Origin of the sequence: Trichocoleus sp. DQ-U1 (assembly GCF_039961925.1) — a bacterium.
GTDB lineage: Bacteria > Cyanobacteriota > Cyanobacteriia > Cyanobacteriales > FACHB-T130 > FACHB-T130.
Genome location: NZ_JAMPKB010000051.1, coordinates 1 through 23,278, shown reverse-complemented (window position 1 = coordinate 23,278; position 23,278 = coordinate 1). Strand labels below are relative to the sequence as shown.

The 23,278-nt window shown below is 48.0% G+C and carries 19 protein-coding genes; 7 read left to right on the top strand and 12 right to left on the bottom strand.

Translation table 11 applies throughout. The annotated features are described in order from the left end of the window. Nucleotides 1–6: 6 nt before the first annotated feature. Nucleotides 7–675 (bottom strand): hypothetical protein, encoded by a 669-nt coding sequence (locus NDI34_RS19380; RefSeq protein WP_348233551.1) that lies wholly within the window; start codon nt 673–675, stop codon nt 7–9. A gap of 62 nt (nt 676–737) precedes the next feature. Then, nucleotides 738–1,694, bottom strand: a complete 957-nt coding sequence (locus NDI34_RS19375) for a glycosyltransferase (RefSeq protein WP_190536518.1) — start codon at nt 1,692–1,694, stop codon at nt 738–740. A gap of 471 nt (nt 1,695–2,165) precedes the next feature. Here NDI34_RS19375 and NDI34_RS19370 point away from each other — a divergent pair, with 471 nt between their 5' ends. Together NDI34_RS19370 and NDI34_RS19365 are read left to right on the top strand one after the other, a co-directional pair. Further along, nucleotides 2,166–3,722, top strand: coding sequence for a serine/threonine-protein kinase (locus NDI34_RS19370; RefSeq protein WP_348233550.1), 1,557 nt, complete (start codon nt 2,166–2,168; stop codon nt 3,720–3,722). A gap of 123 nt (nt 3,723–3,845) precedes the next feature. Continuing rightward, entirely contained in the window at nt 3,846–5,774 is a 1,929-nt protein-coding gene (locus NDI34_RS19365) for a pentapeptide repeat-containing protein (protein WP_348233549.1), read from the top strand. A gap of 25 nt (nt 5,775–5,799) precedes the next feature. Here the strand turns inward: NDI34_RS19365 and NDI34_RS19360 are convergent, their stop codons facing one another. From NDI34_RS19360 to NDI34_RS19345, 4 genes are all read right to left on the bottom strand, one after another. Further along, nucleotides 5,800–6,870 carry an LOG family protein gene (locus NDI34_RS19360; protein ID WP_348233548.1) on the bottom strand — a complete coding sequence of 357 codons (1,071 nt, stop codon included), beginning with the start codon at nt 6,868–6,870 and terminating at the stop codon, nt 5,800–5,802. Between the two features lie 375 nt (nt 6,871–7,245). After that, nucleotides 7,246–7,569 carry a thioredoxin gene (trxA, locus tag NDI34_RS19355; RefSeq protein WP_190412216.1) on the bottom strand — a complete coding sequence of 108 codons (324 nt, stop codon included), beginning with the start codon at nt 7,567–7,569 and terminating at the stop codon, nt 7,246–7,248. 314 nt (nt 7,570–7,883) lie between these two features. Then, nucleotides 7,884–9,047, bottom strand: a complete 1,164-nt coding sequence (locus NDI34_RS19350; protein WP_190412217.1) for a GuaB3 family IMP dehydrogenase-related protein — start codon at nt 9,045–9,047, stop codon at nt 7,884–7,886. Between the two features lie 153 nt (nt 9,048–9,200). Beyond that, complete coding sequence (locus NDI34_RS19345) at nt 9,201–9,374, bottom strand: hypothetical protein (RefSeq protein ID WP_190536445.1); 174 nt, start codon at nt 9,372–9,374, stop codon at nt 9,201–9,203. 112 nt (nt 9,375–9,486) lie between these two features. Here NDI34_RS19345 and NDI34_RS19340 point away from each other — a divergent pair, with 112 nt between their 5' ends. Further along, a complete protein-coding gene (locus NDI34_RS19340; protein ID WP_190536444.1) occupies nt 9,487–12,198 on the top strand; it encodes a tetratricopeptide repeat protein in 2,712 nt (903 codons plus the stop codon). A gap of 97 nt (nt 12,199–12,295) precedes the next feature. Here NDI34_RS19340 and NDI34_RS19335 read toward each other — a convergent pair whose 3' ends face one another. From NDI34_RS19335 to NDI34_RS19325, 3 genes are all read right to left on the bottom strand, one after another. Beyond that, complete coding sequence (locus NDI34_RS19335) at nt 12,296–12,904, bottom strand: hypothetical protein (protein WP_190536443.1); 609 nt, start codon at nt 12,902–12,904, stop codon at nt 12,296–12,298. Nucleotides 12,905–13,093: 189 nt separating this feature from the next. After that, a complete protein-coding gene (locus NDI34_RS19330) occupies nt 13,094–15,217 on the bottom strand; it encodes a flotillin domain-containing protein (RefSeq protein ID WP_348233547.1) in 2,124 nt (707 codons plus the stop codon). Between the two features lie 171 nt (nt 15,218–15,388). After that, nucleotides 15,389–16,093, bottom strand: a complete 705-nt coding sequence (locus tag NDI34_RS19325; RefSeq protein ID WP_348233546.1) for a DUF1449 domain-containing protein — start codon at nt 16,091–16,093, stop codon at nt 15,389–15,391. 512 nt (nt 16,094–16,605) lie between these two features. Here NDI34_RS19325 and NDI34_RS19320 point away from each other — a divergent pair. From NDI34_RS19320 to NDI34_RS19305, 4 genes are all read left to right on the top strand, one after another. Then, nucleotides 16,606–16,845 carry a hypothetical protein gene (locus NDI34_RS19320; RefSeq protein ID WP_190412221.1) on the top strand — a complete coding sequence of 80 codons (240 nt, stop codon included), beginning with the start codon at nt 16,606–16,608 and terminating at the stop codon, nt 16,843–16,845. 102 nt (nt 16,846–16,947) lie between these two features. Continuing rightward, nucleotides 16,948–19,404, top strand: coding sequence for an endonuclease MutS2 (locus tag NDI34_RS19315; RefSeq protein WP_348233545.1), 2,457 nt, complete (start codon nt 16,948–16,950; stop codon nt 19,402–19,404). 143 nt (nt 19,405–19,547) lie between these two features. Further along, nucleotides 19,548–20,138, top strand: coding sequence for a DUF3038 domain-containing protein (locus NDI34_RS19310; RefSeq protein WP_190536439.1), 591 nt, complete (start codon nt 19,548–19,550; stop codon nt 20,136–20,138). Nucleotides 20,139–20,179: 41 nt separating this feature from the next. After that, nucleotides 20,180–21,811, top strand: a complete 1,632-nt coding sequence (locus NDI34_RS19305) for a DUF4335 domain-containing protein (protein WP_348233544.1) — start codon at nt 20,180–20,182, stop codon at nt 21,809–21,811. Between the two features lie 159 nt (nt 21,812–21,970). Here the strand turns inward: NDI34_RS19305 and NDI34_RS19300 are convergent, their stop codons facing one another. Genes NDI34_RS19300 through NDI34_RS19290 form a run of 3 tightly spaced genes read right to left on the bottom strand, consistent with a single transcriptional unit; the run spans nt 21,971 to nt 23,059 of the window. Next, on the bottom strand, nt 21,971–22,489 hold the full coding sequence (locus NDI34_RS19300; protein ID WP_347276234.1) for an ISAs1 family transposase: 519 nt from the start codon (nt 22,487–22,489) through the stop codon (nt 21,971–21,973). Nucleotides 22,490–22,503: 14 nt separating this feature from the next. Then, nucleotides 22,504–22,761, bottom strand: coding sequence for a hypothetical protein (locus NDI34_RS19295; protein WP_190524830.1), 258 nt, complete (start codon nt 22,759–22,761; stop codon nt 22,504–22,506). Beyond that, nucleotides 22,736–23,059 carry a transposase family protein gene (locus tag NDI34_RS19290; RefSeq protein WP_190536437.1) on the bottom strand — a complete coding sequence of 108 codons (324 nt, stop codon included), beginning with the start codon at nt 23,057–23,059 and terminating at the stop codon, nt 22,736–22,738. The genes NDI34_RS19295 and NDI34_RS19290 overlap by 26 nt, the downstream gene beginning before the upstream one ends. Between the last annotated feature and the right edge of the window lie 219 nt (nt 23,060–23,278).

Here is a 23,278-nt window from a genome sequence, read left to right as displayed (position 1 = left end):
AACTGCTCAACTGATGCCATACTTTCTCTGCATGACTTCCTGACGACAAACGTACCAAAAGTAAAATGCGATATTGAGGATTCCCAGTAACTTCGTGCCATCTTCTAGCATTGCCGGAGTACCATTTCCTTTGATGTGCAAGATGTCCACTAAGCCAGAAATGCCAAATAAGATACCCGCAATTATCAGCAATACATAAGGCGTTGATAAAAGTTTGCGCCAGAAGCATAAACCATAAGCGATCGCGCCAGTACCGTATACTAAGTACATCACCCCTTTGGGCACCTTAGCTACATCTCTCAAAATTAAGGTAATCCGAAATAAATCGTCGGCTAATAAAACAAAAATCCCAATCGCAGAACATAAGATAAATAGATTTGCTTTGCGATTGGGAGAAATTATGTTTAGCAAGCTAAAGCTAAACAAACAAACTGTACCTGAAAGGCACCATAACACTTCAGAGACACTCGTTAATAAGCCGTAGTAGGGTCGTCGGATTGAGAAGGGATCTGCAAAAAGAAATTCAATCCCTTGACCTTTTCCCAGAAATTTTGCGTAAACTGACAGCGCCAAAAATACTAATACAGTTCCGCCATTCAAGAAGAGGATCAGGCGATCGGCTTCTATTTGCTTCCTACTTTCTTGCAAGATTTTATTAAATACGTGAAGCTGCATTCTTATTCAAATCAGTTATCACCTATTTAACATAGCTGATAACTGATTGTACCGGCTACAGTTTAAATAGAAGCCGTTCTGTAGGTTACAACTTCTTGAGGCACGGTAGGAGCCTGAGTATTGATTTTTCTGGAATAAGTAACTCTCGCTAAAGAAATCCAAGCGGCAAGCGAAAACATGGCTGGATATGCCATCTTGAGTGCCATTAAGATTTTTCCTTGCTTGAGTCCTACCAAACTCCAATGCAGTTTGAGAAACGCCTTAATTTCCTCAAGTTTCGGAATAGACGAGCGATATTTTTCATGCACTAACGGGTAGATTCTTTCCTTGATTAAGATATTGGTTTCTAACCGTTTTTGCAGTGAAAACTTCTGATTGCATCCACCCGGCCATAATGTCCGGAAGGTAAGATACTGATTAACAAATGCGGCATCCCCATATTGGGCAATTTTCACCCAAGAGTCGATGTCATCGCAGTTACCATCTAAAGCCGAATCCCAACCGCCTGACTTGAGAAAGGCATCTTTTTTGAAAGCAACTTGAACGGGTGTCCCAAAAGGAACTACTTCCATCAACATCCCGTAGTGGATATCCTCTTGTTTCACGTAAAATAGTTTGCCAGGACCGCTCGGCTTGGTGCGGGTAACTTCTTCACCATTGACATCAACTTGAACGGCTTGACACGAGCAAATCGCTGCTTGAGGACGTTGAGCGATCGCTTTTACCATTTCCCAGACACAGTTGGGTGCCAGATAGTCATCATCATCCAGCGGTTTGATCCAGTCTCCGGTTGCCACGGCAACCCCAGCATTTACGGTAGCGGAGTGACCGCTATTGACTGGGTTGCGGTAGTAAACTACGCGATCGCCCAAGCTGCGGACGTATTCTTCGGTACCGTCCGTGGAACAGTCATCTGCTACTACCACTTCGCAGGGCAAAGTTTGCGCGAGCGCTGATTCAATCGCCCGCCGCAGCAGCGGTAAACGATTATAGGTTGTAATTACGATGCTAAATTTCAGCATATAGAGCAGCTCCTGAGCCGTTATAAAGTTATTTGTTATCAGCGCAGCTTTCTACTTAAGCCACAAAAGTCAGGTACTTTTTCAATCCATTAGTTTACTTTTTCAGCCTTTAGGGGGATGAATTAGCCGATTTTACTTACGTAAGTACACTAACATCTACCCGTAGATAGAGAATAGACTTGCAAAATTTATCCGTATAAACACTTATCTTAAGCAATTTTTTTGAAGAAAGCATCAAGATAAGGTGAAGAAAATGTATATCCCGGATAATCTTCTTAAAGTTTTCGTAAAGATATCGGCAACCCGCTATCAATTCATCGGTTTGTATCATTAAATACAAACAAATTTCACAAAAGACGCGATCGCTCGAAAACCCGATTTTACAGTATCAACTATAAACTCACCGTGCTTTTAAGGATGATAACTTCGGCAGGTTTTGGGGAACTCAGTTAAGGAAAGAAGTTTCTATTGCTGTTAGAGACGCTGCCGCCAGTGAGTCGGAGCGATGTCCCATCATCTGCTTTTACAGGCAGCTATAGTGGGAAAAGTGCCAAAGCCTACAGCACGCTGCGCTTACCGCGTAGCGATACTTGTAGGGGTTATCGTCGCCTAACCATCATGAGCGAATTCCCAGATTTTTCCGATTTAGGCTATCAAATCGAAAGAGAGCTAGGGCACAACCCTTGCGGGGGTCGAGTTACTTACCTGGCAAGCCGTACCAATACACAGCAGCGCGTCGTTATCAAGCAATTTCAGTTTGCCCATTCGGGTGCCCGCTGGTCAGACTATCAAGCTTATGAGCAAGAAATTAAGGTGCTACAGCAGCTGAACTCACCCAGCATTCCCCAGTACCTCGATTCCTTTGAAACTCCCACTGGCTTTTGCCTGGTTCAAGAATATAAACCGGCTCCCTGTGTCTCTACATCGCGTCACTTTACCCCAGAGGAAGTCAAGCAAATTGCCATTGCCCTGTTAGAAGTTTTAGTCTACTTACAACAGCAAAATCCCCCGATTATCCATCGAGATATTAAGCCGGAAAATATCTTAGTGGATGAACAACTGAAGGTTTACCTGGTAGATTTTGGCTTGGCTCGTATCGGAGGTGGGGAAGTCGCCGCCAGCAGTACCGTCAAAGGCACGTTGGGATTTATGCCGCCAGAACAGGTGTTCAATCGTCAGCTAACCCAAGCATCTGACTTATATAGTCTCGGCGCGACGCTGATTTGCTTGCTCACCCAAACCAAATCTACTGGAATTGGCAATTTAGTTGATGAAGCTTATCGGATCGATTTTAAGCAGATGGTGCCGCATCTGAGTCGGCAATTTGTAGACTGGCTCTCAAAAATGACGGCACCCAGCCTCAAAAATCGCTTCGAGCGTGCAGTGGATGCCCTAGAAGCTCTGAGGTCGATTGGTGTTCGCCGCCGCGTACTCAAGCCAAGTGATATTGTCCGCTATGCCAAGGCATTCGGAACTCTAGACCGTCCCACAAAAACTAAGATTCTTGCCGCTGGATTAGTGTTAACATCCCTGGGGTTTGCCACGGTCAAAGACAGACCCAGTTTAGTTAAAGCGGATCTCGTCAGGCAGTTGTTGGAAACTAACCACTGTGACAGATGCGACTTAAGCTATGTTCATCTGAGTCGAGCCGATTTGAGTAACGCCTATCTAACGGGTGCCAACCTTCGAGATGCCTATCTCAGGGGTGCTAACCTCATCGGTGCCGACTTGACGGGTGCCGACCTCAGGAATGCTTACTTGGCAGTTGCCGATTTAACCATTGTTAAGTTCAGGGGTGCCAACCTCGAAGGTGCCGACCTCCAGGATGCTTACTTGGGGAGTGCCGACCTGAGAGGAGTCAAACTCAGGGATGCCAATCTGGAAGCGGCTGACCTTGAGGGTGCCGACTTGACGGGTGCTGACCTCAGGGGAGCGAACCTCAAAGATGCCAACTTAGAGGGTGTCACGATAACCGGAGCCAAGCTGACAGATACCATCATGCCCGATGGCTCGGTTCATCGATAGCTTAATGCAAGTGGTTCCAACGAGCAATCTGGATGATAGCAAAAACAGAGCGATCGCATCCGTTACTTTTGCAGCCATCTGTTATAAAAGACTCACCACCTACATCTATCGATAGGTAGGCTCATGGGTAATTTAGCAGACTTTTCTAGCCAAGGCTATCAAGTAGAACGAGAGCTAGGACAAAATCGCGCCGGGGGTCGAGTCACTTATCTGGCAACGAGTTTGGCAACGAGGGAAAAAACCCAGCAGCACGTTGTGATTAAGCAGTTTCAGTTTGCCCAATCCGGTGCCAGCTGGTCAGATTATGATGCTTACGAGCAAGAAATTCAACTATTGCGCTGTCTGAATCATCCCAGCATTCCCCAGTACCTCGATTCCTTTGAAACCCCAAGCGGCTTTTGCCTGGTTCAAGAATATAAACCCGCTTCCTCCCTGTCTACGTCACGTCACTTTACTCCAGAGGAAGTCAAGCGAATTGCCGTTTCCCTATTAGAAGTTTTAGTCTACTTACAACAGCAAAATCCCCCGATTATTCATCGAGATATTAAGCCGGAAAATATCTTAGTGGATGAACAATTGAAGGTTTACCTGGTAGATTTTGGCTTGGCTCGCATTGGAGGTGGAGAAGTCGCCGCCAGCAGCACCGTCAAAGGCACGTTGGGATTTATGCCGCCAGAACAGGTGTTCAATCGTCAACTCACCCAAGCATCTGACTTATATAGTCTCGGTGCAACGCTGGTTTGCTTGCTCACCCAAACCAAATCCACTGAAATTGGCAATTTAGTTGATGAAGCTTTTCGGATCGATTTTAAGCCGAGGGTGCCAAAACTGAATCCACAGTTTATCCGCTGGCTGGAAAAAATGACGGCACCCAACTGTAAAAATCGCTATCCCAATGCGGTCACTGCTCTGGAAGCACTCAAGCCGATTGATGTATTACGCCGTACCACAATTCCCAAGACTCTCCTGCGTCCTACAAAACAAGGGGTACTGGCAGCTGTAGCATTGCTAACCCTAAGTTTTGTCACTCTCAACACCGTGACTCGTCTATTCCAAGAACACCAAATCACGCAGTTGAGAAAACAGCACCTTCGGCAGTTGCTCAAAACAAAACAGTGTCGAGGATGCGATTTAAGCGGTGCCAACTTAGCTGGAGCAAGTCTGAATGGTGCCGACTTAAGCGAAGCCAAGTTGATAAAAGCAAACCTGAAGGGTACTGAACTCAGAAATGCGAAGTTGAATCAGGCAAACCTCGCGGGTGTATCCCTAAGCAGTGCTGACCTGAGAGGAGCCAGTTTAGTTGAAGTGCAGTCAAGTTGGAGTGATTGTGCCGATTTTAAAGATGCCAACCTGAGCCAAGCTAACTTAAGTAAGGCCAATCTGGGATGTGCCTCCCTATACAATGCCAACCTGAGCAGTGCTGAACTCAGCAGTGCAGATTTAACAGGAGTTGACCTGAGGCATGGCAATTTGAGAGGAGCAACTCTGAAACTGGTGCGCCTCCAGACTGCTAATCTAGGCAGTGCTAGCCTCATAAATGCTAACTTAAGCGGTGCTAACTTAGGCGGTGCCAACTTAAGAAGCACTAACTTAAGTAGTGCCAATCTCAATGATGCAGCTTTAGTGGGTGCCAGCTTATATGGTGCCAACCTCAGTGGTGCCAACCTTACAGATGCCAATCTTAGTCATGCCAACCTCAGTACAGCTAATCTGAGCGAAGTCAACCTCGGCGGTGCCACTTTAATCGGTGTAAACCTAGAGTCGGCTGATTTGAGTTTTGCTAAGCTGAGTGACACCAACCTCAGCCGCGCCAACCTAAAGTTCGCTAATTTGAGTTATGCCACTTTAACGCAGGCCAATCTGAGGGGTGCCAATCTCAACCAAGTGAATCTGAGTCAGGCGAACCTGAGCCAAGCGAACCTGGAGTATGCTGACCTGAGTTACGCTAACTTAAAACAGACTAACTTGAGCCGTGCCAACTTGAACCAGACCAAGCTGCACCAGACTGACCTGACAAACACAAGAATGCCCGATGGTAGCACTCACAAGTAATCAACATTTAAGTTGACTGAACCCATTACTTAAGCTCTGGATGCGCTGCTACAGAGGGTGGCGGAGTTACCATCTGGTTAATCGTAGAAATCATCTGGTACAAGCGCCCCAAATCCCGTTGGTTGAAGTACAAAACCAGACGAGGCAAATCCAATGTTTCATCCACTGCCTCTTGGGGTAATGCCTGAGTTTTTTCAATTCGTCCCTTCACCAAGATGTCGCTGAAATCAGCATTCAGCTGTTCAACTTCTGCATCCGATACTTCAGACTTAAGACGAAGGACAAATTTATCCTCAACATAGCGGCTGGAGTGATAAACCCGGTAAAAGCGATTGATCGCTTCACAAGCGACATCTAAGTTATCTGTAATGGTATACAGATTTGGATCGTCATGACTCACTAAACCGGGTTCGACTAAATGCTTGCGAACATAAGCATCCCAGGACGACCAGTAATCGCCGCCAGGACGGTCAATTAAGACCATCGGCACAGGACCATATCTTCCCGTCTGGCAAAGCGTCAAACACTCCAAGGCTTCATCCTGCGTGCCAAAGCCACCGGGAAAGAGAGCGATCGCATCGCTTTCTCGCAGGAAAAACAGCTTCCGGGTGAAAAAATACTTAAAAGGAATCAGCTTGGGGTCGCCTTCAATAAACGGGTTTGCTCCCTGCTCAAAAGGTAGCTGAATATTCAAACCAAACGATTTTTCAGCTCCCGCGCCTTCGTTTCCCGCCTGCATAATCCCCCCACCGGCACCCGTCATCACCATATAACCGAGCTGGGTGACACGGCGAGCAAACTCAACCGCCATGAGGTATTCGGGGCTATCAGACGCAAGGCGAGCCGAACCAAAAATCGTTACTTTGCGGACGTGTCGATAAGGATAAAAAACTTGAAATGCCCGCTCCATATCTTGCATAGAAGCGCTCAAGATTTTCCAGTCCAGCCGGTCGATTTCCTCCCCAGCCAGTCGCACCAGCACTGACAGCGCCCGTTGTATCCATTTTCCGTGTTTCAGGTTCGGTAGCTGGTGAATTAGATCGGCTACGTCTGATTGCAGTGACTCAAGGGCATTAGAAGGAGGAGTGATGGTCATAATTTATGCAAGCACCAGCGGCACTCTATTCTAACGGGATTCGCCCCAGCATCGCCGCTACTGGTATCATCCTATACGATTTTCTCCCTAATCGGCTTTCAGCGCCTGTCTAACAGAAAGGTTGAAGCTTCCATTAAGGGGGCGGAACTCCTCAAAAAAACCCGTTTTCTACAAGAAAACGGGTTTTTTCAGATCGTGCATATCTTTCGTTATTTAAAACAACCTACTGAATGGTTCAAGAAGGCGAGTAAAAAAGACAAATGACAAGCAGAACTGTCAACTCAACTTAGAGAGTCTGGGTTGATAAGCAGCGATTTCCCGCAAAAATAGGTAACTATGCTGACGGTTTATCCATTCTTGCTGAGAAAAAGTTGGTTAGAGATACTTTTCCAAAGTATTTGCCAAAGTGGTTTTGGGAACCGCTCCCACCACCATATCCACCCGTTGACCGCCTTTAAAAATCATGAGCGTGGGAATGCTGCGAATCCCATACTGGCTGGCAACGTTAGGGTTTTCATCGGTATTGAGTTTGACTACTTTTACTTGACCGTCGTACTGCTGGGCAATTTCATCCACCACAGGCGCAACCATCCGGCAAGGTCCGCACCAGGGTGCCCAGAAATCTACTAGAACGGGAACTTCACTGTCAAGTACTTCTTGTTTAAACGAAGCGTCTGTAACTTGTGCGGCTGATGACATGCCTAGAAATCCTTAAGCGTAACAGTTTCTAATTTTTAGCAAATTCTACCATAGGCAAAACAGACATTTTCTGACTCAAAAGGTATACATTTAGACATAATTGACGAGTCAGTGGGTTTGACTGCTGGCTGGCTGGCGGTGATTTTAACCCCAGAAAAGGAACCGCCCGAACAGTAGTCCGGGCGGAGTGTGGTGTGAGGAGTGAACGGAAACATTCGTCTCCGCTTTCTCTATTCTAAGCGACAGCTTTAGATTTTCCAGCCCTCTAAGCAGGAGTCCGGAATTTCTTAAGGAACGCAAATGAGTCAGTGAGTTTATTTACCCATTCCCAACTGCTGTGCCTTCTGGTAGACCTTCCCTTCGGTCAGCAAAGAGGGTGCGATAACGACTTCAACTTGCTGCATCTCCTTGATATCTTTGGCTCCCAGCGTGCCCATACTGGTTCTCAAGGCTCCCAGCAGGTTATGGGTGCCATCATCCAGACCAGCGGGGCCGCGCAGGATTTGTTCGCACGTTCCCGTCGTGCCGACGCGAATGCGTGTACCACGAGGGAGAACGGGGCTAGGTGTTGCCATCCCCCAATGATACCCCCGTCCGGGTGCTTCTTTGGCTCTGGCAAACGGAGAACCAATCATCACGCCGTCAGCACCGCAGGCAAGCGACTTGCAGATATCGCCGCCAGTGATTAAACCGCCATCGGCAATCACGGGGACATAGTTGCCGGTTTCGTGGAAATAGTCATCGCGAGCGGCTGCACAGTCGGCAACCGCGGTTGCTTGGGGAATCCCTACTCCCAAAACGCCGCGAGAGGTACAAGCGGCACCGGGACCAATCCCCACCAGCACGCCAGCCGCACCCGCCTTCATTAAGTTCAGCGTCACGTCGTAGGTGACGCAGTTCCCTAAAATGACCGGGATGGGCATTTCTTGACAGAAGTGAGCCAAATCCAGGGGGGTCACTGACTCAGGCGAGAGGTGAGCGGTGGAAACCACCGTCGCTTGCACAAAGAACAAGTCAGCACCCGCTTTTGCCACCGCTGCGCCGTACTTTGTCGCTCCCGCTGGTGTGGCGCTGACGGCTGCGATGCCGCCTTGTTGCTTAATTTCTTGAATCCGTCGTTCGATTAATTCTTCCTTAACGGGTTCTGCATAGAGTTCTTGCATCAGCGCGACAAACTCTTCTTTGCCCACAGAGGCGATGCGATCTAAAATCGGCTCTGGGTTTTCATAGCGAGTTTGAATTCCTTCTAAGTTGAGGACGCCTAATGCCCCCAGTTGAGAGAGTAAAACTGCCATGCGGACATCTACTACCCCATCCATCGCACTGGCAATAATCGGTATTTCTCGCTCGATGCCGCCGATGCGCCAGCGGGTATCAGCCAAACTGGGGTCTAGTGTCCGATTTCCAGGCACTAGCGCTATTTCATCGATGCCATAAGCTCGGCGAGCTGTCTTACCCCGCCCAATTTGAATATCCACTCTTAACTTCCCGTTCCCAAGACTATTTAAGTTAGAGTATCAAATTCAATGAGAAATTTGTTCTGGGCGGAGGGTCAAGTTAGCTTGGGCGATCGCATCCTTGGTTGAGTCTAGTGGAATCACGGAGCGATCGCTTCTTTGCTTAAGGTTCCGTTATTTCTCGTCTTGATTTTCATCCTCATCATTTTCGTCGTTGTTGGGTATTAGGTACAGGTAGCCGAGAATGGCTGCACCAGCGGCAATTCCCAAAGGCTGGGAATAAGCAAAAAGAGCCACTACAATCTGGGTGATTTCCAGGGCTTTTATGAAGCAGTTGAAGTCTTTCATGGGCTGTCTTCGTTTAACGATTGCGCTGTAACTCATCTTTTTACAGTTTTGGGCAACAGACTCTCATATATTGGTAGTGAGAAGAATCTCAGTTTTATGAGAATTCCTTTATATGAACGAAAGGCAAATAAAAGAAACTTTAGATAAGCTACCTTCTAAGCGCAAACAGGTACTTCTGAAAATCTTGGCAGGTGATACCAAAATAAAAATCGCTTGTGAGCTTTGTAATGGGAGCGAAGAGGCTGTCCAACAGCATTTAAGACAGCTTTATAAAAATTTTGATATTCAGGGAGACGAAGAGCGCAAGTTACCTGCATTAATTACTTTATTTGCCAATAAGAAGCCTGAGTTAATCAGTAGCAATTCTCAAATCGTTAGGGGTAGTGAGAATGAAGAAAAGACCGTCAACCAGCCTCAAACTCCGTCAATCCCTTGTAGTGCCTATGACGAGGAGACTTGGGTAGAGCGAGGAGAACTGAGTCGCCAATTAAGCGAAAAGTTGCGGGGACAATGCCGAGTATTAGTTATTACTGGTATCGCGGGACAAGGTAAGACCGCTTTAGCTGAACGCTTGGCTAGTGTTGAGTTGCGGGAAGACTGGCAACAGTATAAATGTGTAAATTTTTATGATAGGGGTATGCGAGATTTTGTCAGCGCCGCAGATACGCTGCTGACCCAACTGGGAGAAGAGGTAACGGCAGATGAGCGCAAAAATGCAGATGGCTTGCTAAATCGCTTGGTGCAAAAGCTGCGAAATCACCGTTACTTTGTGCAGATAGATTCCCTAGAATTTCTGCTGAAAGGGAAAGGGGATGAGGATACTGCCAGGAATGAGTTTGAGAATGAGCGGTGGTGGGAATTTTTTAATCGCTTGCTGGCGGGTGGGGAATGCCAAAGTCGGCTGATTTTGACTTCACAGGATTTACCAACGCAGTTTAAAAGTTGCCAGTCTCGAAGATTTTGGCATGAGGAACGGTTAACGGGACTTGATGAAAACGAACACTTCGAGTTGTTTCAGAAGTTGTTCCACAGAGATGAAAAGGAGATTCCGCCAGAATCAGAGACAGCAGATTATCTCAAGCGGATGGGGAAAGCTTATGAAGGACATCCGCTAGTTATCGAAGTGATTGTTGGGGAAATCCTTGCTCAGCCGTTTAATGGCAATGTGGTGGCGTACTGGAACAAATACCGTCAAGAATTTGAAGCCATTGAAGCAGCGATTGGTCATCAGGAGTTGCAACTGCGAGTTAAAGACAGGGTGAGGAAGTCTTTAGAACGGTTGCAGCAAGATGTACCCTATGCCTATACACTCCTCCTTCGCAGTTCCGTTTATCGGCATCCAGTGCCAGAAAGATTCTGGCTGTCAATGCTGGGGAGTTGCACAGAACAAGAAAAAGCAACTGCACTGGGAACTATAGAATCTCGCTATCTCGTTTTTAGAGAGGCAGTTACTCACACGGGTCAATTTTTGCTCCGTCAGCATAACTTGATTCGGAATACAGCCTATGAACTGCTTAGAAAAATCTCTAATCAAGGGTTAGAGTGGCAAGACGATCACTATATTGCTGCTGAGATGTGGCGCACGGCGTATGAACCAGAGCCAGATGCCTCTAACCTAGAGAAAGTGCAAGGCTACCTGGAAGCATTTCACCATTTCTCTGAGGTAGGATTCTGGGAAGAAGTTAGCCAAATCCTTTCTATTCGCCTCGATATTCCTAGTAAGGAACAATTACACAATCAATTAGGAATTTGGGGTTACTATCACCAACAGATTGAACTGTACAACAGAATGTTAGGTAAGTTAAACGATCATTGGAATGGTATTTGCTATGGCGGTTTGGGAAATGCTTACTATTTTCTAGGAAATTATTCCCAAGCCATCGAATATCTCCAGCAGCATTTGACCATTGCACAAAAAATTGGCGAGCGCAAGGGTGAGGGAACTGCACTGGGAAATCTGGGAATTGTTTACCAAACTATAGGAAATTATCCCCAAGTCATAGAGTATTACGAGCAGCATTTGACTATTACGCGGCAAATTGGCGATTGTAAGGGTGAGGGAACTGCACTGGGAAATCTGGGAAGTGCTTACTACTTTCTAGGAGAATATCCCCAAGCCATCGATTATTACCAGCAGAGTTTGACCATTGCACGAGAAATTGGCGATTGCAAGAGTGAAGGAACCGCACTGGGAAATTTGGGAAGTGTTTATCGTACTCTAGGAAATTATCCCCAAGCCATCGATTATTGCCAGCAGAGTTTGACCATTGCACGAGAAATTGGCGATCGCAAGGGTGAGGGAAGCGCACTAGGAAATTTGGGAAGTGTTTACTATTCTTTAGGGAATTATCTCCAAGCCATCGATTATTACCAGCAGAGTTTGACAATTGCACAGCAAATTGGCGATCGCAAGGGTGAGGGAATTGCACTGGGAAATTTGGGAAGTGCTTGCTCCTGTCTAGGGAAATATCCCGAATCCATCGACTATATCCAGCAGCATTTGACCATTGCACGAGAAATTCGCAACCGCCACGGTGAGGGAACTGCACTGGGAAATCTGGGGAATACTCTATTCAAAATTGAGCAGTATTCAGAAGCTCTGGAAAAGTTGCAGACGGCTTTAAAGATTTTTCTAGAAATTGGCTATCGTTCGGGTCAGGCTGTAATTTTCAACGACTTGGCAGAACTTCATCTAAAATTAGGCGATCGCGCTTTGGCTCTTGAGTATTGCGATCGCGCCTTATCCATCGCTACAGATTTAGGCATACCGTTAGCGAAAGAGTGCCAGGAACTGAAGGAAAAACTACTGAGTGAGGAAGCATAGGAAGTGAGGCGCTGCGATTGCATTCCCTATTTGGTGAAAATTGCAAAAGCGCGAACTGACTTGTCAGCGCTTCGCTATCGCATTCTCAAAAAAGCGATCAGCACCGATTATTTTGTACAAAATTCACATCATTGATGCGCCGCAGTATTTTGTCATCCTTACCCAGTACCCGCATTTGGCAAGAATGATTAGCTCCTGGTGATATTAGGACAAAAACACCGTTAGTGGCTTCGTCGCGCAGAATTTTCCCGTTATCAAAGGTTATTTCGACAGCAGCAACTTTTGGCGAGAGTACTTTACCGTAAGTGAGGGCGTAAGTCTCACCTTGATTGTTCGAGTAGTTGCTGCCTCCATACCATACCAGCTCCTCTGGCGGTAGCTGTGGGCGATCCAGAAAGAATTCAGCGCTGTCATTACCAATCTGTTCCCAGCCACTTCCTTTACTGACAAGCACGCTGTAACCAAATATCTGCGGCGGCGCTTGCTTGCGATCGCTGCTGGGGCAGATGGCGTTATAGAGTACCACTACACCCTGCGACCATTGGCGGGTACCCAGCACACGGAAGTCCTGAGCTTGGGTTGTGGGAGAGGGACAGAGGTTGTTTTGGCGTACAACTTGTTCTGGGGTGGCTACCACACGTTCAGAACGACAGCTAGAGGTGAAAAGCGCCAGCAACCCGATTAGGGGGAGGATTAACCGTCTCATTGTCGTGTGGCTGGATTTGCCTGGGTAAAATTCCCTTCAAACTTGGCTCAGCCGTTCGTAAGTGGCATCTTCCCAAAGTAGGGTGGATATGGCAATGCTTCTCGGACAAGAAGACATAAACGCCTTGCCAATTACGGAAAAGAGACGCGATATATCGCGTCTCTACAGGAGAGGGGTTGGAACGAGGGTTTAACTGGTTTGTATACCGTCTTGGTTGTTATTTTGGCTTGGCTTTTCTACTGAGGAAATCATGGCAGTGAGAGCTTCTGGCGGAATGCTACCGTTGTTGCTACGAACCAGATTACTAACTTGACCAATTAATGAGCCTAATTTGCCATCTTCAAGCAAGGTGTTAATTAAGGCTAAACCGCTGGTAGATAGTAACATTTTGTTGATGTCACCTGCACCGTTGCCGTTGTTGCCATTTGCGCCGGGGAAGGAGTAAATTCGGGCATCGCCGATCACTCCTGGTTGCGGTGCCAATGCCTTGACAATTTCTGGCAATTTATCTGCTAGATCGGGCCAAATTGTGGTGATAATCTTGGCAGTGAGGTTAGCGTCGCTAATCGTATTTTGGGCAGCAATTTGGGCTTGAATACCTTCAGCTTCGGCTAAGGCTTTGTCGCGGTTGGCATCTGCTAGGGTGCGAATTGCTTCGGCTTCTAGTTCTGCTGCTTGTTGGGCGATTTCGGCTTGCCTTCTGCGTCGGAAAGCGTCAATTTCGACAACGTTGCGATCGCTAATACTCTTCTCTTGGGCTTCTCGTTCGGCGGCAATAATGGAAAGCTGTTTGTCCCGTTCGGCTTTCTCAACTGCACTTGCCGTTGTCACAGATGATTCTGCTCTCGCTTGCTGTGCCTCAGCGACAAAGCTTTCCCGTTTTTTGTTGGCGACTGCGATCGCTACCTCTTCTTGGGCAATTCTTGACAGTTTTTCAGACTCCGCTACCTGCACTTGCGCTTGCAGTTTCGAGGATTCTACTGTCTGTAGACGAATAATTTCCGCCATTTCTGCTTCTTGTTTTTGCAGTGTTTGCGCCACCTTGAATTGTTTATTGCGTTCCTCTAGGGAAATATCTGCCTCAATTTGGCTTTGTTGTACTGCCAGTTTTTTGTTGATTTCTTCCTCTTGAATGATGCGTTGACGGGTTATTTCCGCAACTTCTGCTTCTTGTTTTTGCAGTGCTTGCGCCACCTTGAGCTGTTTGTTGCGTTCCTCTAGGGAAATATCTGCCTCAATTTGGCTTTGCTGTACTCCCAATTTCTTGCGAATTTCTTCTTCTTCAACGGATTTAAGCTGCAAAATCTTGGTACGCTGTACTGTTGCTGCTTCTCTGTCTCTGGATTCTTGGATTTCCCGCTGTTTCTGAGCTTTGAGTGCTTCTACTTGTAACTGTTGCTCTTGTTTGGCGTTTTCTTTCTCTTGTTCAATTTGGAGCGATCGCTTTTGAGCATCCAGTTCTTTCTGCTCAATGGTAACTTGAGTCGTTAATTCAACTTCTCTTTTTTGTTGAATCGAGCGTTGAATCGTTTCAGTCCGCAGTCGCACGCCTTGAGCATCAAAAAAGTTATTCGTATCGTAGGTATCGCTTTCTTCAATTTCCGAAATTGCAATATTGTTCAGCGTTAAACCGACTTTCTTCAAATCTTGCTGAACTAAATTTAAAACAGCATCAGCAAACCCAATCTTGTCTGAATCAATCTCGGCTAGACTCTTATTTTTCGCCGCTGCTCGAATCGCATCATCTGCGCGTTTTTCCAGAGCATCTTTAATATCTTCCGGCGTAATTTTTCCAGCTCTAGATAGCCTAGCTGCTGCTGTTAAAACATCTTGTTCGTCGGCATTGATGCAGACATAGAAAGTCACCCGCATATTTGCCCGGAGGTAATCTTGGGTACGAACCGCCAGCTTCCCGGTGCGTTCAACATCAATCGAAATTTCTCGCAAAGGTACGCGGGTAAGCTGATGAAAGCCAGGTAAAACAACGCAACCACCATAGAGGATAACGGATTTACTTTTAATGAAAACGCCGCCTGTCCTCACAAAGGCTTCGTTGTTGGGTGTAACAACATAAACTCGCGTATATGCCCAAATGCTAAATAGCAGTAATAAAACCAAAGCCCCAATAATTCCTGGGAAGACAATCCCACTTCCCAGTTGGGCAATCGTTGGTTGTATCGGGGCAGGCAGGGTTTGAGCGATTAAAGTAGACTCATTTTTGGGTAAATTTGCCTCGGTTTGCCATTGTTGCTCCGAGAGTTCAGATGTGGTAGCAATTGGTAATGATTGGATGAAGGTAAGCCAAAATAGCATAATTTTGAAGAAGTTGGTTGTTAGCTGTTAGTTTCTCTAGCAATTGGACGTTACGGCTATACAGATAAAACCTATCTATTTAGGCAAGTTGAATTTCTAAAGTCAGGGTTAGCGTAAGCGCATAGGTAGACTTGGCTTGGAGCGCGGTGAATTCTATTCTTCAGAGATTTCTTACTTGATTTTGGATGCATTTTCTAGCCAATGCTCTTGATCGGGACTATCTTTAGCGACGACTAAATAGTGGTGTTCCAAACGTTCAATGACTAAGACTTTTTCATTGCGACGCGGGAGAACCGTTGCCCAATCAGGTAAAGTGGCGCTGACGGTGACAAGATTTCGCGCTGAATCGATGACATCTACCTGACCAATTTTGCCTCTGTGTTTATGGGGAATAAAGGCAGAACTTACCGTACCGAAACAACCAATTAAGCGATCGCTACTGGCATCTTCCCCAAAGGCAGCAAAGATTTTTCCTAGAGGTCGAGAAATCAACCCCCCTAGAAACAAGCTGATTGCCATTGAACTTAATAACACCACTCCCCCTAACCCAAAAAAACGGTAGGGGATGCCACCTGTGAGGCTACCAACCCAAACATTGAGCATCCAGCCGATGACACCCCAAAGGCTAAAGTCAGTTCCTAATAATAGGATTAGCGGCGCTTTGCCAATGCCCAACCATCCCAAAATTTCCAAGGAGTTAAAGCTACCATCCGTGTCGGTGTCTACGTCTATAACATCTACGTCGGTATCTATGTCAGCGTCTATGTCGGCATCTACGTCGGCGTCTCCTCCACCGGAAACAATTACCAATAGGAATAAAAGGACTCCCATCCCTAGAAACATCCAGTAGGGTAGGTTGGCTGAATTAAACAGCATGAATGCCTAGTGTCCTTAATTGAGTTAGAAATTCCATCGTTTCAAGACTTACGCAAGAAAGTCCTTAATAGAGAAGTTCGTCTTTGCGCTTCATCGATTAATTAAACTGACTGCACTTAGATCATCTCAGAGCGTTATTGGCGATTCAGCTCACTCTTTGGCTCACTCTTTGGCTCAGTTGTTGGCTCAGTTTGCCTGAAGTTGAAACTCTTGGTTTCATCAAATGTAGGTAATCCCTCGCCTCGATCAAACGGCTTTCTTAAACCTGCACATCGCGTGAACTGAGATAAAACATCACTAGCCTAGCCGCCATTCCTGAAAAACCGGAAAAAAGATAACTTTTTTTAATTTGTATTCTCTATAAAGAGAATTTTGGAGTTAAGTTTAAGTGATTTTATAAATAACATCCCCCTAAAGGCAGAGTTTAAGAGCAATAAACTTCACTAAAGGGATAGAGGTAAGCAGCTAAAGCCTGTTTTAGGTTGAAGCAATTATCTTCATCAGGAACGCAAATGTCTGCATCTACCAACAAGTCAGCGCTGGCTTGCTATTTCACAGTGATGCAAATGCCGATGAGGCAGCGCGACTTGCAAGCACTCACTGAAATATTTGATGATTTTGACACAGAGGAGCTGATGCACTTGGAAGCGATCGCTCCCTTAGAGTCAGCCGGAGTTCTGGAACCTTGGGAGGAAACTGGGTGGGCTACACTTACCGAAAGCCAGTATGAGATGGAAGGTGCCTTTGCGTAAAGAAAGCGGTGCTGGCGGATGTTTGTTCTCGTGCGGTCAGTTAATCAGAGCTTAAAATTAATATAGATAAGCACTTGAATATTTAGATATAGCTTTTAAGCTTTGATTCAATCTGAGACCTTAGAATTACTCGAATGGCCCCGCCTGTGTCAGCATTTGTCTACCTTTGCTGCCACGAAGTTGGGCGCGATCGCTGCCAATCATCTGCAAATCCCAGCGACTCAGCCAGAGAGCCTGCAACTGATCGCCCAAACTCAGGAAATTTACCAGTTGGAGAATCGTCTTTCTCCAGGGTTGAGTTTTGAAGGAATTCAGGACATCGGAGATTCTCTGGAGCGGGCGGAACTTCAGGGAATTTTAGCAGGGGAAGAGTTGTTAGCGATCGCGACCACCTTAGTTGGAGTTAGGCGTCTGCGGCGCGTTATTGACGATCAAGAAGATGTGCCAGTGCTGAAAGAGCTGGTTGCCGATATCCGCACCTATCCAGAATTAGAGCAGGAAATTAACCACTGTATCGATGAGCGGGGAGACGTAGCTGATAGGGCGAGTGCCAAATTGGGCGGGATTCGCATCCAACTGCGGCAGCTACGCGGTCGCATTTATCAGATATTGCAGGGGATCTTGCAGCGCCAAGCCAATGCAGTCCAGGAACAGACGATCAAACAGCGGGGCGATCGCTTCGTGATCCCCGTCAAAGCACCGCAAAAAGACGCCATTCCCGGCATCGTCCACGACACTTCCGGTAGCGGCGCGACGCTATTTATCGAACCGAACGCGATCGTGCAATTGGGAAATCAATTGCGGCAGTTGCGGCGTCAAGAACAAGTCGAAGAAGAAGCCATCCGCCAAGCGTTGACGGTACAAGTGGCAGCCGTAAAACCAGATTTAGAGCAGTTGTTGGCAGTGGCGACGACTTTGGATTTGGCAGCTGCTAGGGCACGATACAGCTATTGGTTAGAAGCGAATCCTCCCAGATTTATCGAACGTACCCCGCCAGAAAAGCCGGGGAACCCGGAAGAGGCGTCGGAAGAATCCCCAGCCGAAAATCGAAAATCGAAAATCGAAAATTCCATCACCCTGCGCCAGTTGCGCCATCCTTTATTGGTTTGGCAACAGCGACACGAAAACGGGGGTGCCGTCGTGCCCGTAGATTTACTGGTTCAGCCGGAGATTCGGGTCGTAACGATTACCGGGCCGAATACTGGCGGCAAAACCGTCACCCTAAAAACTTTAGGATTAGCCGCACTAATGGCAAAGGTGGGGTTATTTGTCCCGGCGCGGGAGCCGGTAGAATTGCCTTGGTTTGATTTGGTGCTGGCGGATATTGGCGACGAACAATCTTTAGAGCAGAGTTTATCGACTTTTTCCGGGCATATTCGTCGCATCAGCCGAATTACCGAGGGAATGACCCCAAATTCCCTTGTTTTGCTAGATGAAGTGGGAGCGGGAACCGATCCGGCAGAAGGGAGTGCTTTAGCGATCGCGCTTTTACAATATCTGGCAGACCATGCCAATCTCAGCATTGCTACCACTCACTTCGGCGAACTCAAAGCGCTCAAATATGAAGACGAGCGCTTTGAAAATGCCTCGGTAGAATTTGACGATCGAACCCTCAGCCCCACTTATCGCCTGTTGTGGGGAATTCCAGGACGTTCTAACGCCCTGACGATTGCGCGACGCTTGGGATTGAAGGGGGAAATTGTCGAACAAGCGCAAACTTATGTGGGTGGTGCTTCAGAAGACATCAACCAAGTGATTGCTGGACTGGAAGCACAACGGCGCAATCAAGAAACTAAAGCCCAAGAAGCCAGTCAGTTGTTGCAGCAAGCAGAGCGTTTTTATCAGGAGGTGTCGAGAAAAGCCGCCGCTTTGCAGGAACGGGAACAGCAGCTGAAGCTTTCCCAGGAACGCGCTGTGCAGGAAGCCCTGATTCAAGCCAAAGGAGAAATCGCCCAAGTCATTCGGCGGTTGCAGCAAGGTCCAGCTACCGCTCAAGATGCCCAAAGTGCAACCAACGCCTTGAATGAAATTGCCGAACGTCATCTTTTGCCCTCGCCGCCTCCCAAACCCAAGCCGGGATTTAAACCAAAAACAGGCGATCGCGTCCGGATTCCCCGCCTAGGACAAACCGCCGAAGTGCTGAGCAATCCCGACGCAGAGGGTCAGATGAGCGTGCGATTTGGGTTAATGAAAATGACCGTCTCCCTCGAAGATATCGAATCTTTGGACGGTCAAAAACCCGATCCCATCGCCAAAGCCAAACCGGCGGCGACTCCAAAAGAGCCACCCGCACCTCCCAAACCACAACCGACAATTCGCACCTCCAAAAATACCGTCGATATTCGGGGGAGTCGAGTTCCGGATGCCGAGATGGCATTAGAGAAAGCGATCGCCCAAGCGATGGATGCAGGCTGTTTGTGGATTATCCACGGCAAGGGAACCGGAAGGCTGCGAGACGGGGTTCACGAATTCTTGAAACAGCATCCTCTCATCGAGCGTTTTGAATTAGCTGGCACCCCAGAAGGTGGCACGGGGGTCACAATCGCCTATATTAAGTAGCGAATTACTAATGGCGAATTGTTTAAAAACAGTCAGCCATTCGCCATGAGCGACGACAGGAAACTTACTTAAAACCGCGATAGTCTGGTTTCAAGACTCGTAACGGCGAAGTTATTACCAGTTGCGTCACCTAAGCTAAAAATATGCCCTCCATCGTGAAGACACCAACGACGCCAACCCCCCGCTGGGAGGATTTACCCCTTGCTTCCGCGCCAGATCCCGTACAGTTGGACAATATCAAAGCCCAACTGGATTTAATTTTATTGGCGCTCGAAGCATTGGCAGGCATCGGTTCCGACGCGATACTCCAAGCCGCAGCTCAATTGAATTTAGAGTCAATGGTGGCAGATCGGGTGGCTTTGTGGCGATTGCGCCAGTCTAACCCCATGCGGAAGAGTTCGGGAGGGCGGAAGAAGTTAGATGTGGAGGAAGCGCGATCGCTTGTTTTAATCGTCTGTCACCTTGCCGGACAGCAGCAAGAGCTAATCCGACGTGCCGTTGCCTTGCTCGAACAGCTAGCCGAGCAAAACCGGGAACCCCACGAAGCTTCTTTACTAGGAGATTATCTTGATGCCTTCAGCAACACTTACCAGGAACGCATGGAGGAAGAAGACAATGTATCGTCCGACGCTTTGAGCCACTTGGCCTTGAAACTTCTGATCGATCTCCTGTTCTACAGTAGCCCCAATGGTCATCGGCGTCTCTGGTTAGCACTTTTGGATCGCGCCCGCTAGCAATTCACACTTAGCAATTAGCAATCCTCTGAATTAGCAAAATGGTTTTGCGACGCTTTACACCCCCCACCTGCACGTTGGAAATCCAGGCGAAAGATTCGCCCCTGTCTCGCTGGGCAGGACAACCCGTGCTGAAGCATCTACGATTTGAGCTAAGCTTTGACGATCCGCGACAGCCAGAAGATCGACGAGTGACGATCCGCGGAAATCGCGCTCAATTAGAAAGCCTTTGCGAAGCCGTTAGCGTTTACGTGCAGGACTTCCTTCAGCAATCCCCGCGATCGCAGCCGGTGGTGCATCAAATGCCCGTAGGCGAGCCGATGATGGCTGCTGCTGCCCCCGCCCAAGCGGCAACCATTCTTTCGCCGCCTGAATCCCCCACTCCTCAAACCTTTGTCCCTTATATACAACCGAGGGGACTTTTGTCCCACGACCTATTTTTGGGGCATTTGGCGACGGAAGAAACGGGACCTGTCGTAACGCTGAGTGCGCTGCAACTGTTCGACTTAGCTACGGCTTTGGATGAATACAATGCTGAATTGGTGGCGTTGCCTCCCCTCAAACGCACCCAGTGGTTGAAAAATCCGCCCATCTGGACCCGGACGGCAGCCATCTTTCTGTTAGGGGTGGGGATAACAGCAGCCACGCTGAAGCTAATGCAGCCTAGTCCCACTATCATCTCCTCTGCACCGGCACCCACACCATTACCCACTACCCCGGCACCAGTGCCCGGTACCGAGGTGTTGCCGGTTCCAATAACGCCGACTCCAACGACGGGAGTGCCGACGCCTCCTCCTTTGTCTTCCCCATCGCCGACGCCAACGGGGTCTCCTTCGTCAATTTTGTTATCTCCGGCTCCTGTGACTACGCCGACACCTTTCAGTGCCAAAAGCCCAGGGGTCGTCGTTGTTCCTCGGAATCCCCCTGGAAATTCCAACCCCGTTTTCAGCAATCTGCCCCCGATTCAACAACGTTCTGCCCCAGAGGGAAGAGCCATTTTCCAGCCCCCTCCTCCCAGTAACTTCCCGCCCATCCCCAAACCCCCGGCTGAACAGCCAAAGCAGGCGATTCGCAATAATCTCCCGTTTGAGCCGCTCCCCAGTAGCGGTGGGGTGAGTGCGCCCCGAATCGGGCAATCAGCTCCTGCTCCTGGTTCCATCGCCTCAAGTTCTGAGGGTGCAAACCAGTCTGCATCCCCCAATGCCCCCGGCATTCCTGCCGCGCCTCCCCCGCTTCCCAATCTGCCGTCGCTTGCCAGCCTTCCTGCGGAAAGCTCGGCTGCAAATAACAGCGATCTGAGTCCCGGTGCGACTCGCGGCAGCGTTGCCCCACCGGCAGCGAAACGCGGCAGCGAATCTGGAAGCGATCGCGCCCAGAATGACCGGCTATTTGACACGATTCCTCAAGTCGCACAAGTGCGGGACTATTTCCAACAGCAATGGAAACCGCCCGCCGATCTGACACAGCCGCTGCAATACTATCTCCGGCTGAATCCGGATGGCTCCATCGAGCGCATTCGCCCCCTAGGAGAACTGTCAGTCAAGTATATTGACCGTACCGGGATGCCAGTACCAGGGAAACCGTTTGTTTCTCCCATCGAAGACGAGCGCAACGCCCACATCCGGGTAGTTCTTGGCCCCGATGGCAAAGTGGAAACGTTTCAGGAACCTTAAGTGGGTTGTCGATCGAGAAAAATAGAATTCTTGAGAAACCGGGTTTTAAAAAACCCGGTTTTTTTGTTTTCCAGCAAATTAATCTAGCAGTTCTCGATGAGAGGCAGTAGGGTTTGACCCCACCCCTGCCCCTCCCTGTTCACGGGTAGCAGGCTGGTTTCATACAAGGAGAGAAAAAACACGGTGGAGTTGGTTGGCTAGAGTGCGTTGTGCCTGTGGAATCGTTCGGAAACCGAGATATCTGGCAATCGTGATGAAAAAGGTGTGTAAAATCGCCCAGTTAACCGGAGCATTGCCACCACGTCGGGGTGGAAAATCTTCCGAGAAAGTCACGTCTTTCACCCAATGCAGTCGGTTTTCAATTCCCCAATGTCCGACGGTGTCGGCAAGCAAGTGTTGGGCAGATAAAGACTGGCTACAAATATAGAACTGACGCTCGTGAAATGGCTGACCATCACGTTTGCCCTCTCGTTCAATAACGACAAAGGTTTTAATTCCAGTCCATGTTTGCTGTAGTTGTTGGGGAACGGCGAAAACCTTGCACTCGCGTTGCACTTGTCGAGAATGAATATCTTCTACAGTTGTAGCACTACTGAGTGGGATATCTCGTTGTGATTGGCGTTGAGCCATTTTATATAGGGTGGGTTGATTGTCTTTTAATCCAATCAGGTAGTCAATGCCACTGTTGATAATTAGCGATACTGTTTTTTTTGGCAGTGTAAAGCATCAAGAGTGAAAATCACCTGTTGACCACAAAATTCAGAGATTAATTGCTGTACGATAGCCACCTCACTCATGTGCTTATTTGACATCGGTTGCGTTCTCAGAACAATGCCCCGTTGGTGACTGTAAACCGATACTGTACTGATAAAGTTTTGATAAGACTCGGTGTAATCTGTAACCGTGCAGCGAATGCTTTTCCCATCAATTGCCAGCCGTTCTCCAGGCATCGGTGGAACAAAAGCGGCTGCCCAAGTAAAGAATTAAGTCTGTTAAAGGCTGAAAATCTACTGTTTTGAGGACTCGTCGGAACGTTGAGTACGAGGGAAACTTGCTCGTCCTATCCAGGTCTAAAAGTTCTATCAAGCTGTGTCTGTGTACACGGGTAAAGTCTTCGAGTGGTCGGTAGCCCCAATACCCTGTCATTGCTCCCAATAATATGAGCAACAATACCAACCAGAATTCATGTCTTCGTCCCCGGAGGTGACGGTAGTCTGGGACTTGCTGCAATTGTGCGATTAGATTCATACTTTTTAGCTATCCGTTTTCATACAGCCTCTAAAAAGTATTCTGATTTTTCTACCGCTGTATGAAACCACCCTGCCCTCCCTGTTCACGGGGAGGGGTTCAATACCAGGACTTACGCAAGTCCGCTATAGGTAGGGTCTAGCTAATCCAAAGAATAACCAGTACAGTAGCTCCATTGCTGGCAGCGCTCGACCGTCTCATGACCTTTAGCAAACTGGA